Below are 12,659 nucleotides of genomic sequence, written 5' to 3' on the forward strand. Positions count from 1 at the left end.
GCGCCGGATGAGGGCCGCTTCCGCGCGCCGAATGTCGATACGGCCTAGGGCTCGATCAGGCGCGGCCCGGCGCCGTCCTCGCCCAGCCGGTCCTCGGGGTTGCGCAGCGGGCAGACCTTCAGCGACAGGCAGCCGCAGCCGATGCAGCCGTCCAGGTCGTCGCGCAGGTGCAGCAGCCGCTGGATGCGCTCGTCGAGCTCCGCGCGCCAGCGCCGCGACAGCCGCGACCAGTCGGCCACGGTCGGCGTGCGCCCGTCCGGCAACGTTTCCAGGGCGGCGCGGATCTCCGCCAGCGGCACGCCGGCGCGCTGGCCGACCTTGATCACTGCGACCCGGCGCAGCACGTCGCGCGGGTAGCGGCGCTGGTTGCCGGCGGTGCGCAGGCTGCGGATCAGCCCCTTCTTCTCGTAGAAGTGCAGCGCGGACACCGCCACCCCGCTGCGCGCGGCCAGTTCGCCCACCGTGAGTTCCCGCACCGATCGTGCCGGCGCCATGCCCGCCTCCTTGACCTCAACAATTGTCGAGGTTTTAACCTGCGCGCCCCTTCACCGCAAGCGCGACGCCCATGGCCCCGATCCGCCTCGCCCTGCTGCTGGGCAGCAACCGCACGCCCCGCTTCTGCGACACCGTGGCCGCCTGGGTCCTCGACGAGGTGGCGCGGCACGGCGGCTACCAGATGGACGTCCTGGATCCGCGCACGCTCGGCCTGCCCGCCTCGCTGCCGCCGGAGCCCGACCCGCCCACCCTGCGCCTGCGCCGGCGCCTGGCGGCGGCGGACGCCTTCCTCGTGGTCGCGCCGGAATACAACCACGGCTACCCGGCGCCGCTGAAGCAGACCCTCGACGCCGCGCACGCCGAGTGGCAGGCCAAGCCGGCGGCCTTCGTCGGCTATGGCGGGCATTCCGGCGGGCTGCGCGCCATCGAGCAGCTGCGGCAGGTGTTCTGCGCGCTGCACGCGGTGCCGGTGCACGACAGCCTGCTGTTGCCGGGCGCCGCCGCGCGCTTCGACGCATCGGGCCGACCGCCCGATGCGCAGGCGTGTGGACGGGCCATGCAGGCGATGCTGGCACAATTGCACTGGTGGGCCGTCGCGCTGCGCCGGGCGCGCGCGGAACGGCCCTACCGCGCGAACGCGGCGTGAGCCGCCGACGCCCGCCACCGTCCTTCGCCGACGCGCCGCCCCGCCCCGGGCGGCGCGCCGCCTTTCCGGAACCGTCCATGCTCCGCTGGTTCGAAACCCGACTCGACCCCTTCCCGCCCGCCCCGCCGGTGCAGCCGCCGCGCGGGCTGCTCTCGTTCTGCCGCCACTACACCCGCGGCGCGGAGGGCTGGCTGGCGCTGATGGCGGCGCTGGCCGCCGCGGTCGCCGCGGCCGAAGTGGTCATGTACGCCTTCGTCGGCTCCCTGGTCGACCGGCTGGCCGAGCGCACGCCCGCCGAGTTCCTCGGCACGGAGGGCGGCGCCCTGCTGTGGATGAGCGCGCTGGTGCTGGTGCTGCTGCCGGCGCTCAACCTGCTGTACTCGCTGGTCATCCACCAGACCCTGCTCGGCAACTACCCGATGCGCATCCGCTGGAACGTGCATCGCTACCTGCTGCGGCAGTCGATGAGCTATTTCCAGGACGAGTTCGCCGGGCGCATCGCGACCAAGCTGATGCAGACCTCGCTGGCGGTGCGCGAGACGGTGGTCAAGCTGCTCGACGTCGGCGTCTACGTCGTGGTCTACCTGGGCGGCGCACTGGCGGTGGCGGCCTCGGCGGACTGGCGGCTGATGCTGCCGTTCGCGGTCTGGCTGCTGGCCTACGGCGGCATGATGCGCTACTTCGTGCCGCGCCTGAGCCGGGTCGCCACCCAGCAGGCCGACGCGCGCTCGGTCATGACCGGCCGCATCGTCGACAGCTACACCAACATCGCCACCGTCAAGCTGTTCTCGCACTCGCAGCGCGAACAGGCCTACGCCCGCGAGGCGATGTCCGGGTTCCTGGACACCGTGCACCGGCAGATGCGCCTGTCGACCTGGTACACCGCGCTCAACTACGCCCTCAACATGCTGCTGCTGTTCGCGGTGGCGGCGCTGGGCATCTGGCTGTGGATGCAGGGCGCGGTGACCACCGGCGCGATCGCGGTGGCGATCGCCTTCGTGCTGCGCATCCTCGGCATGTCGCAATGGATCATGTGGGAGATGTCGGCGCTGTTCGAGAACATCGGCACCGTGCGCGACGGCATCAACTCGATCTCGCTGGCGCCCACCGTCGACGACGCGCCGGATGCGCAGCCGTTGCCGCAGGTGCGCGGCGACATCGTGTTCGACGGCGTCGGCTTCCACTACGGCAAGGGCGGCGGCGTGATCGACCGGCTGGACCTGCACGTGCGCCCGGGCGAGAAGATCGGCGTGGTCGGCCGCTCCGGCGCCGGCAAGTCCACCCTGGTCAACCTGCTGCTGCGCTTGCACGATTGCGAATCCGGCGCGATCCGCATCGACGGCCGCGACATCGCGCGGGTGCCCCAGGACGACCTGCGCGCGCAGATCGGCGTGGTCACCCAGGACACCTCGCTGCTGCACCGCTCGGTGCGCGAGAACATCCTCTACGGCCGCCCGGACGCGAGCGAGGCGGAGATGATCGAAGCGGCCAGGCAGGCCCGCGCCCACGACTTCATCCTCGGCCTGACCGACGCGCAGGGCCGCCGCGGCTACGACGCCCACGTCGGCGAGCGCGGGGTGAAGCTGTCCGGCGGCCAGCGCCAGCGCATCGCGATCGCGCGGGTGCTGCTGAAGAACGCGCCGATCCTGGTCCTCGACGAGGCCACCTCGGCGCTGGATTCCGAAGTGGAGGCGGCGATCCAGGAGAACCTGGCCACGCTGATGGAGGGCAAGACCGTCATCGCCATCGCCCACCGGTTGTCGACGATCGCGGCGATGGACCGCCTGATCGTGATGGAGCAGGGCCGGATTGTCGAGGAAGGCACCCACGAGACCCTCATCGCCGCGGGCGGCATCTACGCGCAGCTCTGGGCGCGGCAGTCCGGCGGCTTCATCGATCCCGGCGAGGCCGCCGCGCGCGCGGCGCCGGCGCCCTGAGCCGCGGACGACGCGCTCAGCCGCCGCCGCCCTGCTGCCCCAGCGGCTCGGGGCGCGGCGGCGGCGCCAGCACCAGGCCGGTGCCGACGTCGAACTCCGACAGCGGGCTTTCGGCCGGGCAGGTCTCGTCGGGAAAACCGAACCGCTGGCGCAGTTCCAGCCCGCAGGCGTTAAGCGCGTCGAGATCGGTGTTGGGCGCCTTGCAGCGCACGTCGAAGGCGCGGGTGAAGGAGTCGCGCCGGCTGACGAAATCCTCGCCGCACTTGCGCATCAGCCGCAGCCGGTCCAGGTCGTCCTGGGCCGGGTTCACGCCGTCCAGGCCGTACAGCTGCAGTTCCTCGGGCGTGAGCAGGCGCAGGCTGCGGTTGGGCACCGCCATCATCAGGTCCGCGACCGCGACCGCCGCGCCGTTGCGTTCCAGATAGCTGCGCACGCGATCGTAGACCGCGCGCAGCTCGGCGTTGAGTTCGGCACGCGTGGTCGCGGTGGAGCTCATGCGGATGATGCGGTGGATGCCCACGCGGCCGGTGATCAGGCGCGTATCGCCGGCGGTGAGCACGAACACGCAGGCGCTGTGGCAGGAGGAGCCTTCGCGTACCCAGATCGTCCAGCGCGATTCGGCGATGAAGTCGCCGGCGCGGATCGCCTCCTCCACCTGGCCGCCCACCGAGGCGATGTCGAGCACGCGCTTGCCGATGCCCAGCTCGTCGGCCACCGTCGCCACCCGCTGCACCAGCGCGGTGAAGTCCGCGGCGATGCGGCCGTCGTAGCGCAGCCGCATCACCCCGCGTTCGGCGCAAGGCTGCAGCGCGTGCTCGATCGCGCCGTGGGTCAGGTCGGGCAGCGGCTCGCCATCGCCGCGGGAGAGGTAATCCAGCTCGCAGCTCACGGAGGCGCGTCCGGACTCCAGCGCCAGGTCGGACCAGTCGACGCCTGCCGGCTCGGGCGCGGGCGCCGGCGGCGCCGGCGCGGCATCCTCGGGCGGCGCCGGCTCCACCGGCGCGACGCTGAACGCACCGCCGTCCTCGGGACCGGCCAACGGCACCGTCTCCAGCAACGGCGCCTCCGATGCCGGCTCGGGTCGCGCGCAGGCGGCCAGCAACAGGACGAGGCAGGGCAGGACCCGCCAGGACATCACGCGCATACGACGGAAAGCTCCGGGTCGGCCGGGCGGCAGGGAACGGCCAGTGTAGTGCCCGCGCCGCGGGACGGGCGAACCCCGAGTGAATCGTCCGCAGACCGGGCCGCGGGCGCCCCGGCGAGATCTCACGGGCTGCGGCAGCGGGGCCGCCAGGCCCCGGCGCGATGCGCCATGCGATCGAGATGCAACGCCGCGAGGCGCTCGGCCGGCCGGGCGCGCGGCGGCGGAAAACGCGGCGCCCTACAGCAAGCCGGCGAGCACCAGCAGCAGGCCCGCCAGCGAGGCCAGCCAGACCAGCGAGCGCAGGTAGGGCACGCCGGCGGCATACAGCGGCACGTAGGCCACCCGCGCCCAGAAATAGAGCTGCGCGCCCAGCGCGGTCTGGTCGTCGCCACGGCCCGTCGCCACCACGGCCAGCGCCGCCGCGGCGAAGAACGGGAAGGTTTCGAGGAAGTTGCGCCGCGCGCGGTCGAGCCGGCCGGCCAGCGGGCCCAGCGGCGCGGCCTGGCCGTCGCGCGCGCTGGCGTTCCAGCGCAGGCCGCGCTCGCGGGTGGCCGCCGTGGCGGCCACCCATACCTGCAGCAGGCCCAGCAGCACGGACCAGGCGAGCACGCGGATCTCGACGGGCAGGGATTCGATGGGCATGGGCGTCTGCGGTGGTGGCGGGCGGGAAGCGGGATCGCGCGCCGGCGTCAGCCGGCCGGCCGGCGATACAGCGCGGCGTTGACGCAGGCGAAGATGCTGACCACGAACCAGCCGAAGGGCAGCAGCGACAGGGTCAGCAACCAGGTGACGGCGAAGGCCACGCACGCGCTCACGAACCACAGGATCGCCGACAGCACCCGCCCCTGGAACAGCTGGCCCAGGCCCGGGACGAAGAAACTGCAGATCGCGGCGATGACGTTGCCGGTGGAACCCTGCCCTGCGCTCATGCCTGCCCCCCTCGAAGTGAATGGGCATAGCATGCCCCGGAACGCGAAACGCCGTCGTGAACGGCCGGGCAACGCGCCTGCCCGGCTGGAACGCGTCGCGTCCTCCGGCGTGCGGCCCCGCCTCGCCGGGCATGCCCCCCTCTAACCGTCGTGGTTGTCGATCGACGTCCGGGCGCCGTCGTCCTGGTGGGCCACGCGCGGCAGCAGGCTGACGACGATGAAGGCGACCACGGTGGTGATCGCCGCCACCCACTCCTGCCCCATGCCGGCGGCCATGCCGATCGCCGCGGTCATCCAGATGCCCGCCGCCGTGGTCAGGCCTTCGATGCGTTCGCCGCGATCGAGCTTCAGGATCGCGCCGGCGCCCAGGAACCCGATGCCGGAGACGATGCCCTGCATCACCCGCGTGACCTCGGCGCCGTCGATCCCGTACAGCAGCGGCGCCAGCACGAACAGCGCGGAGCCGATCGAGACCAGGATATGGGTCTTGAGCCCGGCGGCGCGCCCCTTCTGCTCGCGTTCCCAGCCGATGATCCCGCCCAGCACCGCCGCGGTCAGCACCCGCGCCACGATCACGGTCATCTCGCCCGCGCCCGGCAGCGAGAACTCGTCCGCGAGCGCCCGGCCGATCTCGTCGAGCGCGCTCATCGGCCACCGCCCTCCGGGCGGCGCGGCGCGGGCGGCGGGCGCAGGCATTGCGCAGGGGCTGGGTACGCCATCGGACCTCCTCACGAGACCGGGCGACGTTAGCCCCGGTGCGGTCGGCGGCGGGTGAGGACCCGCGGCCCTGGCGCGTCGACGCGTCGTGCGGACGGTCGGATGCCGCCCTGGGCCTATAACCCGGCGAGGGCCGGGGCGAGCGCGAGATGCACCGCGACCACGCCGGCTGCCAGCAGCGCCCCGCGCAGCAGGCCGGTGCCATGGATCAGCGCCAGCAGCGCGCCGCCCACCGCGACCAGGACCAGGCCGCAGGCGACCGGCGCCCAGCCCAGACTCTCCAGCCCGCGCCAGAGCGCGCCCAGCGCGAGGGTGCCCAGCAGCGCGTAGCCGAAGCTGCGCCGGCGCGCGCGCACCAGGCTCGCGCCGAGCCGCAGCGGCACGGCGGTCAGCGCCACCAGCAGCGCCAGCCCGACGGGCGAGGAGAGGGTCGCCATGCGTCTTCCCGGATTCCGAGGCCGATGCGAGTCTAGGGCCTGTCGACGCGGCGGCCCAGGGCGTATCGACATTCGACCTGCAGCGTCGAAACCGTCCCTGCTCCCGCAAGCGGGGTCATGTCGTCCCTTCTCCCGCAAGCGGGCCCATGTCGTCCCTTCTCCCGCGCAGCGCCGGATGAGGGCGCGTTTGCACGCCTGCGGCGTGCCCCAGCGCACCTCCAGGCGAGGGCCTTTCGCGCGCTGGATGCCGATACAGCCCAGGGCCTGTTTCCGACTCCGACTCCGACTCCGGCTCGGACCGGCCACCGGGCGGCACGGGGGCGCTCAGTGCGCGATGGAGCGCGAGAACAGGTTCAGCACCATCACCCCCGCCACGATCAGGGCGATGCCCGCCACCGCCGGCGCATCGAGCTTCTGCCCGAAGCCCAGCCAGGCGACCAGCGAGACCAGCACGATGCCCGCGCCGGACCAGACCGCGTAGGCGATGCCGACCGGGATCGTGCGCAACGTCAGCGACAGGCAATAGAACGCCACCCCGTAGCCCACCACCACGATCAGCGAGGGCCAGAGCCGGCTGAAACCATCGCTGGCCTTGAGCATCGAGGTCGCGATCACCTCGGCGACGATGGCGACGGCGAGATACAGCCAGTTCATGCGCGGGCTCCGACGACGGGGGGCACGCATGGTCGCACATGCGTCCGCACGCGCGGCCCCGCCTCCAGAGCCGGGAAATGGCCTGCGGCCCGGTGGATCGATGCCACGCCGACGCCGGCCCGGTGCGCGCCCGCCCGCGCGAAAGGACCATGGCCGCGTCGCTCGACAGAGCGCCCCATGGGCCGCACCTGCGCCCACAACGACGATGCCCGGCCGGAGCCGGGCATCGGGCGAACGCCGGGCCAGCGCGGGCTCAGCGGATCGACGGGTCCAGCCGGCGCAGCGCGTCGCGCATGTCGGCGCTGCCGGTGCGGTCGATCTCCTCGCGGGTATACACGCGACCGCCCGCGCTCACGCAGGCATCGCGCTCGCCGCGGCTGCGCGCGTTGCGCGTGGCCACGATCCGCGAACCGGTCTCCTGGATGCAGAAGCGCTCGTTGGCCGCCGCGCGCTCGGCACGCGACAGGCGCGCCTCTTCCTCCGGCTCGGCTTGCTGCGCGAAAGCGCCGAACGCCAGGCCCATCAAGGCGGTCGCCAGCAGCAGACGTTTCATGGATCACCTCCGGGGATATGTGTAGGCTGGACGATAGCGCGCGCACCCCGCGCACGCATGTGCACGCGCCGGCCGCATTTAGCGCGCCGTCACCTGCGTGCACGGCCGGGAACACGCCATGCTCCGGACCGCCGCCTGCCTTGCCGCGATCGCCCTGGGCGCCGCGTGCGCACCATCGCCGGCCGCCTCGCCCGGCGATGCGCCGCCGGCGCCGACGATCCTCGTGTTCACCCGCACCGAGGGGTTCCGCCACGACACCATCCCGCTCGCGGTCGAGACGCTGCGCGCGCTGGCGGGCGAGGCGGGCCTGGCCGTCGAGCACGGCGAGGACCCCGCGGCGTTCGCGCCGGAGCGGCTCGCGCGCTACCGCGCGGTGGCGTTCGCGCTCACCACCGGCAACCTGCTCGACGAGGCGCAGCGCGCCGCGTTCGAGGCCTACGTGCGCGACGGCGGCGGCTTCCTCGGCCTGCACTCGGCCGCCGACACCGGCCACGACTGGCCGTTCTACGGCGAGCTGGTGGGCGCCTGGTTCCGCAGCCACCCGCCCGGCCTGCAGCGCGCGCGCGTGCGCTTCGAGGACCCGGCGGTGGAGGCCGCCCACGGCCCGTGGCGGATCGAGGACGAGCTGTACGACTTCCACCGCAACCCGCGCCCCTGGGTGCGGGTGATCGCCACGCTGCACGAGCGTGCCGACGGCGGCGGCATGGGCGCCGACCACCCGATCGCGTGGTGCCACGAGCGCCTGGGCGGCCGCGCCTGGTACAGCGGCCTCGGCCACGATGCCGCGCTCTACGCCGACCCGGTGTTCCGCGCGCACCTGCTGGCGGGCCTGCGCTACGTCGCCGGCACCGTCGCGCGTTGCGACCAACTGTCACCTCGCCGGCCTATCATGGGCGGATGATGCCGTTCCGTTTCCTGGCGGCCGCCTTCGCGGCCTGCCTGCTCGCCGCTTGCGCTACGTCCCCGGCTCTGCCCGCCTCGTCGGCCGCCGATGGCCCGCCCACCCTGCTGCTGATCTCGCTGGACGGGGTGCGCCCCGACATGCTCGGCCAGGGCCATACCCCGCACATCGACCGCCTCGCGCGCGAGGGCGTGCGCGCGGCGTGGATGCGCCCGTCGTATCCCGCGCTGACCTTCCCCAACCACTACACCCTGGTGACCGGGATGCGCCCGGACCGCCACGGCCTGGTCCACAACGTCATGCAGGACGAGGCGCTCGGGCGCTTCGCGCTGAAGGATCGCGACGCGGTCTCCGACGGGCGCTGGTGGGGCGGCGAGCCGATCTGGGTCTCCGCCGAGCGCGCGGGCCTGCCGACGGCCACGCTGTTCTGGCCGGGCTCCGAGGCCGACGTGCAGGGCGTGCGGCCGACCCGCTGGCGGCCCTTCGACGACAGCCTGCCGCACGAGACCCGCGTGGCCGAGGTGCTGGGCTGGCTCTCGGAGCCGGCGTCCACGCGCCCGCGGCTGGCGACGCTCTACTTCGAGCACCCCGACTTCGCCGGCCACCATTACGGCCCGGACTCGCCCGAGCTGCACGCGGCGCTGGCGCAGGTGGACGCCGCGCTCGGCACGCTGTTCGACGGCCTGCGCGCGCGCGGGCTGGAGGACCGGGTCGACATCCTCGTCGTCTCCGACCACGGCATGGCCGAGGTGCCTCCGGGCCAGGCGATCGCGGTGGAGGACATGGCCGATCCCGCGCTCGCCGAGGTGGTGAGCGCGGGCCAGGTGATCGGCTTCCGCCCGCGGCCCGGTCGCGAGGCGGAGGCCGAGGCCGCCCTGCTCGGCGCGCACGCGCAGTACGACTGCTGGCGCAAGGGCGAGCTGCCGGCGCGCTGGCATTACGGCACGCACCCGCGGGTGCCGCCGATCGTGTGCCAGATGCACCTGGGCTGGGACGCGGTGCCGCGGCAGGCGCTGGCGCAGCGTCCCGCGCGCATGCGCGGATCGCACGGCTACGACCCGGACCTGCCGCAGATGCGCGCGATCTTCATCGCCCGCGGGCCGTCGTTCCGGCGAGGCGCCACCCTGCCCGGCTTCGACAACGTCGATGTCTACCCGCTGCTGGCGCGCCTGCTGGGCATCGCGCCGCAGCCGCACGACGGCGACGTGCGCACCCTGCTGCCGGCGCTGCGCGAGCAGGGCACGGCCACGCGCCCGTAGCGGCGCACACCTACGCGCCGAGGCTGCGCAGCGCCGCGGCGCGCGCGTGCAGCTCGGTGGTGTCGAACAGCGGCATCGGCGCATCGTCCGCGCCCACCAGCAACGAGATCTCGGTGCAGCCCAGGATCGCGCCCTCGGCGCCGCGCGCGGCGAGCCCGGCCAGCACCTCGCGATAGGCCGCGCGGGACGCGTCGCGGATCACCCCGCGGCACAGTTCCTCGTAGATCACCCGGTGCACCTGGCCGCGCGCGGCCGCGTCGGGCACCAGCACCTCCAGGCCGTGCCGCTCCAGCCGCTCGCGGTAGAACGCCTGCTCCATGGTGAAGCGGGTGCCCAGCAGGCCGACCCGGCGGATGCCGGCGGCGGCGAGCGCATCGGCGGTGGGATCGGCGATGTGCAGCAGCGGCAACGGCACCGCCGCCTCGATCGCCTCGGCGACGATGTGCATGGTGTTGGTGCACAGCACCAGGAAGTCGGCGCCGCCGCGCTGCAGGCGCCGCGCCGCGTCCGCCATCGCCTCGCCGGCGCCGCTCCAGTCGCCCGCGCGCTGCAGCGCCTCGATCTCGTGGAAATCCACGCTGTACAGCAGCACCCGCGCCGAGTGCAGGCCGCCCAGGCGCTCGCGCACCGTGCGGTTGACGATGCGGTAGTACGGCAGGGTCGATTCCCAGCTCATCCCGCCGATCAGTCCGATCGTTCGCGCCGTGCGCATCGCCCGCCTCCCGTGTCCGCCTGCCCGCCTTATCGCACACGCGCGGCTGCGGCGCGATCCGCCCGCGCATCCATGTCCGAAAGCGGCCGGTTCCGCCAGGGCCCCGGTGCTAGTCTGCCGCCATGCCCGCTGCCGCCGCCATGCCCGATGCCCAGGTCTGCGAGCGCGCGCGGTTGAGCCGCGACGCCCGCTTCGACGGGCTGTTCTTCACCGCGGTGCGCACCACCGGCATCTACTGCCGGCCGGTGTGCCCGGCGCCGGCACCGAAGCCGGGCAACGTGCGCTACTACCCCAGCGCCGCGGCGGCCGAGGCCGCCGGCTTCCGCCCCTGCCTGCGCTGCCGGCCGGAACTGGCCCCCGGCGAGGGGTCCTGGCGCCGCGGCGACGAAGCGGTGGCACGGGCGCTGAAGCTGATCGACCAGGGCGCGCTGGCGGAGGGATCGCTCGCCGCGCTGGCCGCGCGCCTGCACCTGGGCGAGCGCCAGTTGCGCCGGCTGTTCGTCGTGCGCCTGGGCGCGGCGCCGAACGCGGTGCATACCACCCGGCGCCTGCTGTTCGCCAAGCAGCTGCTGACCGAGACCGCGCTGCCGGTCACCACGGTGGCGATGGAGGCGGGCTTCGGCAGCCTGCGGCGCTTCAACGCCGCCTTCCGCCAGGCCTACGGCCTGGCCCCGCGCGACCTGCGCCGGCAACTGCCGGCGGTGCAGGACGGCCCGCTGGTGCTGCGGCTGGGCTACCGGCCGCCCTACGACTTCGACGCCGTGCTGGCGTTCTTCCGCGGCCGCGCGCTGCCCGGCGTCGAGCGGGTCGATGCGCGCACCTACGCGCGGGCGTTCGGCCACGATGGCGGCACCGGCTGGCTGCGCGTCGGCCGCTGGCCCGCGCCCGCGCATGCGCTGCGGCTGGAAGTGCACGGCGCGGCCACCGGCGGCCTGCTGGGCATCGTGCAGCGCGTGCGGCGCATGTTCGACCTCGACGCCGACCCGCATGCGATCGCATCGGTGCTGGGGCGCGATCCCCGGCTCGCGCCGCTGCTGCGCGCGCACCCGGGGCTGCGCATTCCCAGCGGCTGGGACGGCTTCGAGATCGCGGTGCGCGCGGTGATCGGCCAGCAGGTCAGCGTGGCCGCCGCGCGCACCCTGACCGCGCGCCTGGCCGCCGCGCACGGCGCCGCGTTGCCGGCGCCGCTCGCCGCGCAGGGCTTCGGCCACCTGTTCCCCAGTGTGGAGGCGCTGTCCGAGGCCGATCCCGACGGCTTCGGCCTGACCCGCGCCCGCGCGCAGGCCGTGCGCGGCATCGCCCGCGCGGTGCGCGAAGGCCGGGTCGATTTCGCCGCGGACGCTCCACTGGACGACTTCGTCGCGCGCTGGACCGCGTTGCCGGGGATCGGGCCGTGGACCGCGCAGTACATCGCGCTGCGCGCGCTCGGGCACCCCGACGCCTTTCCCGCCGAAGACCTCATCCTGCAGCGTACCGTGCCGGCGGACGGCACCCGCCTCGGCGCCCGCGCGCTGTCGGCCCGCGCCGAAGCCTGGCGCCCCTGGCGCGGCTACGCGGTGATCGCGCTTTGGCACGAGGCCATGGCCGCCGCGCCCGCACCTTCCCACCCCGCCGCCTCCAGGAGCGCCGCATGAGCGTCCGCTACGCCCACCTTCCCAGCCCGGTCGGCGCGCTGCTGGTCGCCGCCTCCGATGCCGGCCTGCACGCGATCGAGTTCCCCGACAACCGCCGCCCGGTGCGCCGCCTCGGCGACTGGCGCGCCGGCCCGCATCCGCTGATCGACGCCGCGCGCGCGCAGCTCGACGCCTACTTCGCCGGCACGCTGCGCCGCTTCGACCTGCCGCTGGCCCCGCACGGCACGCCGTTCCAGCTCGCCGTGTGGCAGGCGCTGGCCGACATCCCCTACGGCGCGACCGCAAGCTATGCGCAACTGGCCGCCCGTGTCGGCCGCCCCAGCGCGACCCGCGCGGTGGGCGCCGCCAACGGCCGCAACCCGCTGCCGATCGTGCTGCCCTGCCACCGCGTCATCGGCGCCGACGGCGCGCTGACCGGCTTCGGCGGCGGCCTGCCGACCAAGCGCTTCCTGCTGGAACTCGAAGGCGCGCTGCCGCGCGGCATCCCGTTCGCAGGCCATGCCCAACCGGGCGTGCGCGAGCCCGTGCCGCGTGTCTCCGCGAACGCACCGCCGGGCCCGGCGGGCGCTTCCCGCCCGGGCGGTCGAATCCGCACCGGGTAGCGCCGCGCTCGCACGCGTGCGCCGGCCAGCGCGACTTCC

The 12,659-nt window shown here is 74.3% G+C and carries 15 protein-coding genes; 6 read left to right on the forward strand and 9 right to left on the reverse strand.

Going from position 1 to position 12,659, the window contains the following annotated elements; all coding sequences use genetic code 11:
- Window positions 1-44: 44 nt before the first annotated feature.
- Window positions 45-494 (reverse strand): redox-sensitive transcriptional activator SoxR, encoded by a 450-nt coding sequence (soxR, locus tag Z164_RS0113115; protein ID WP_169735573.1) that lies wholly within the window; start codon window positions 492-494, stop codon window positions 45-47.
- A gap of 71 nt (window positions 495-565) precedes the next feature.
- On the opposite strand from soxR, the gene Z164_RS0113120 reads away from it, so the two are divergent.
- Both Z164_RS0113120 and Z164_RS0113125 read left to right on the forward strand, forming a co-directional pair.
- Window positions 566-1,141, forward strand: a complete 576-nt coding sequence (locus tag Z164_RS0113120) for an NADPH-dependent FMN reductase (RefSeq protein ID WP_024891143.1) — start codon at window positions 566-568, stop codon at window positions 1,139-1,141.
- Window positions 1,142-1,218: 77 nt separating this feature from the next.
- On the forward strand, window positions 1,219-3,078 hold the full coding sequence (locus Z164_RS0113125; RefSeq protein WP_024891144.1) for an ABC transporter ATP-binding protein: 1,860 nt from the start codon (window positions 1,219-1,221) through the stop codon (window positions 3,076-3,078).
- A gap of 16 nt (window positions 3,079-3,094) precedes the next feature.
- Here the strand turns inward: Z164_RS0113125 and Z164_RS0113130 are convergent, their stop codons facing one another.
- The 7 genes from Z164_RS0113130 to Z164_RS0113160 form a co-directional block, all read right to left on the reverse strand.
- Window positions 3,095-4,213, reverse strand: a complete 1,119-nt coding sequence (locus Z164_RS0113130) for a COG3904 family protein (protein ID WP_052338446.1) — start codon at window positions 4,211-4,213, stop codon at window positions 3,095-3,097.
- Between the two features lie 246 nt (window positions 4,214-4,459).
- Entirely contained in the window at window positions 4,460-4,849 is a 390-nt protein-coding gene (locus Z164_RS0113135) for an MAPEG family protein (RefSeq protein ID WP_024891146.1), read from the reverse strand.
- Between the two features lie 62 nt (window positions 4,850-4,911).
- Window positions 4,912-5,151 carry a hypothetical protein gene (locus Z164_RS0113140; protein WP_024891147.1) on the reverse strand — a complete coding sequence of 80 codons (240 nt, stop codon included), beginning with the start codon at window positions 5,149-5,151 and terminating at the stop codon, window positions 4,912-4,914.
- A 141-nt stretch (window positions 5,152-5,292) separates the two neighbouring features.
- Window positions 5,293-5,799, reverse strand: a complete 507-nt coding sequence (locus Z164_RS0113145; RefSeq protein ID WP_024891148.1) for an MgtC/SapB family protein — start codon at window positions 5,797-5,799, stop codon at window positions 5,293-5,295.
- A 185-nt stretch (window positions 5,800-5,984) separates the two neighbouring features.
- The gene (locus Z164_RS0113150; RefSeq protein WP_024891149.1) at window positions 5,985-6,305 is read right to left on the reverse strand and encodes a hypothetical protein; all 321 of its coding nucleotides are present in this window, start codon (window positions 6,303-6,305) and stop codon (window positions 5,985-5,987) included.
- Window positions 6,306-6,629: 324 nt separating this feature from the next.
- A complete protein-coding gene (locus tag Z164_RS0113155) occupies window positions 6,630-6,959 on the reverse strand; it encodes a DMT family transporter (protein WP_024891150.1) in 330 nt (109 codons plus the stop codon).
- A gap of 253 nt (window positions 6,960-7,212) precedes the next feature.
- A complete protein-coding gene (locus Z164_RS0113160) occupies window positions 7,213-7,512 on the reverse strand; it encodes a hypothetical protein (protein ID WP_024891151.1) in 300 nt (99 codons plus the stop codon).
- A gap of 118 nt (window positions 7,513-7,630) precedes the next feature.
- On the opposite strand from Z164_RS0113160, the gene Z164_RS0113165 reads away from it, so the two are divergent.
- Both Z164_RS0113165 and Z164_RS0113170 read left to right on the forward strand, forming a co-directional pair.
- Entirely contained in the window at window positions 7,631-8,413 is a 783-nt protein-coding gene (locus Z164_RS0113165) for a ThuA domain-containing protein (RefSeq protein ID WP_024891152.1), read from the forward strand.
- Entirely contained in the window at window positions 8,410-9,672 is a 1,263-nt protein-coding gene (locus Z164_RS0113170) for an alkaline phosphatase family protein (protein WP_024891153.1), read from the forward strand. The genes Z164_RS0113165 and Z164_RS0113170 overlap by 4 nt, the downstream gene beginning before the upstream one ends.
- A gap of 10 nt (window positions 9,673-9,682) precedes the next feature.
- Here Z164_RS0113170 and Z164_RS0113175 read toward each other — a convergent pair whose 3' ends face one another.
- Window positions 9,683-10,384, reverse strand: a complete 702-nt coding sequence (locus Z164_RS0113175; protein ID WP_024891154.1) for an aspartate/glutamate racemase family protein — start codon at window positions 10,382-10,384, stop codon at window positions 9,683-9,685.
- A gap of 122 nt (window positions 10,385-10,506) precedes the next feature.
- Between Z164_RS0113175 and Z164_RS0113180 the strand changes: the two genes are divergently transcribed.
- The gene (locus Z164_RS0113180) at window positions 10,507-12,018 is read left to right on the forward strand and encodes a DNA-3-methyladenine glycosylase 2 family protein (RefSeq protein ID WP_024891155.1); all 1,512 of its coding nucleotides are present in this window, start codon (window positions 10,507-10,509) and stop codon (window positions 12,016-12,018) included.
- Window positions 12,015-12,620: a methylated-DNA--[protein]-cysteine S-methyltransferase gene (locus Z164_RS20595; RefSeq protein WP_024891156.1), complete on the forward strand. Its 606-nt coding sequence runs from the start codon at window positions 12,015-12,017 to the stop codon at window positions 12,618-12,620. Before Z164_RS0113180 ends, Z164_RS20595 begins: the two co-directional genes overlap by 4 nt.
- Window positions 12,621-12,659 lie beyond the last annotated feature (39 nt).

Source organism: Luteimonas huabeiensis HB2, from assembly GCF_000559025.1.
GTDB classification, from domain to species: domain Bacteria; phylum Pseudomonadota; class Gammaproteobacteria; order Xanthomonadales; family Xanthomonadaceae; genus Luteimonas; species Luteimonas huabeiensis.

Bases quoted from the DNA above. Each gene is read 5' to 3' on its own strand.
- Z164_RS0113130 (WP_052338446.1), bottom strand. From the start codon at position 4,213: ATGTCCTGGCGGGTCCTGCCCTGCCTCGTCCTGTTGCTGGCCGCCTGC.
- Z164_RS0113140 (WP_024891147.1), bottom strand. From the start codon at position 5,151: ATGAGCGCAGGGCAGGGTTCCACCGGCAACGTCATCGCCGCGATCTGC.
- Z164_RS0113160 (WP_024891151.1), bottom strand. From the start codon at position 7,512: ATGAAACGTCTGCTGCTGGCGACCGCCTTGATGGGCCTGGCGTTCGGC.
- Z164_RS0113165 (WP_024891152.1), top strand. From the start codon at position 7,631: ATGCTCCGGACCGCCGCCTGCCTTGCCGCGATCGCCCTGGGCGCCGCG.
- Z164_RS0113150 (WP_024891149.1), bottom strand. From the start codon at position 6,305: ATGGCGACCCTCTCCTCGCCCGTCGGGCTGGCGCTGCTGGTGGCGCTG.
- Z164_RS0113170 (WP_024891153.1), top strand. From the start codon at position 8,410: ATGATGCCGTTCCGTTTCCTGGCGGCCGCCTTCGCGGCCTGCCTGCTC.
- Z164_RS20595 (WP_024891156.1), top strand. From the start codon at position 12,015: ATGAGCGTCCGCTACGCCCACCTTCCCAGCCCGGTCGGCGCGCTGCTG.
- Z164_RS0113125 (WP_024891144.1), top strand. From the start codon at position 1,219: ATGCTCCGCTGGTTCGAAACCCGACTCGACCCCTTCCCGCCCGCCCCG.
- Z164_RS0113145 (WP_024891148.1), bottom strand. From the start codon at position 5,799: ATGAGCGCGCTCGACGAGATCGGCCGGGCGCTCGCGGACGAGTTCTCG.
- soxR (WP_169735573.1), bottom strand. From the start codon at position 494: ATGGCGCCGGCACGATCGGTGCGGGAACTCACGGTGGGCGAACTGGCC.
- Z164_RS0113175 (WP_024891154.1), bottom strand. From the start codon at position 10,384: ATGCGCACGGCGCGAACGATCGGACTGATCGGCGGGATGAGCTGGGAA.
- Z164_RS0113120 (WP_024891143.1), top strand. From the start codon at position 566: ATGGCCCCGATCCGCCTCGCCCTGCTGCTGGGCAGCAACCGCACGCCC.
- Z164_RS0113155 (WP_024891150.1), bottom strand. From the start codon at position 6,959: ATGAACTGGCTGTATCTCGCCGTCGCCATCGTCGCCGAGGTGATCGCG.
- Z164_RS0113180 (WP_024891155.1), top strand. From the start codon at position 10,507: ATGCCCGCTGCCGCCGCCATGCCCGATGCCCAGGTCTGCGAGCGCGCG.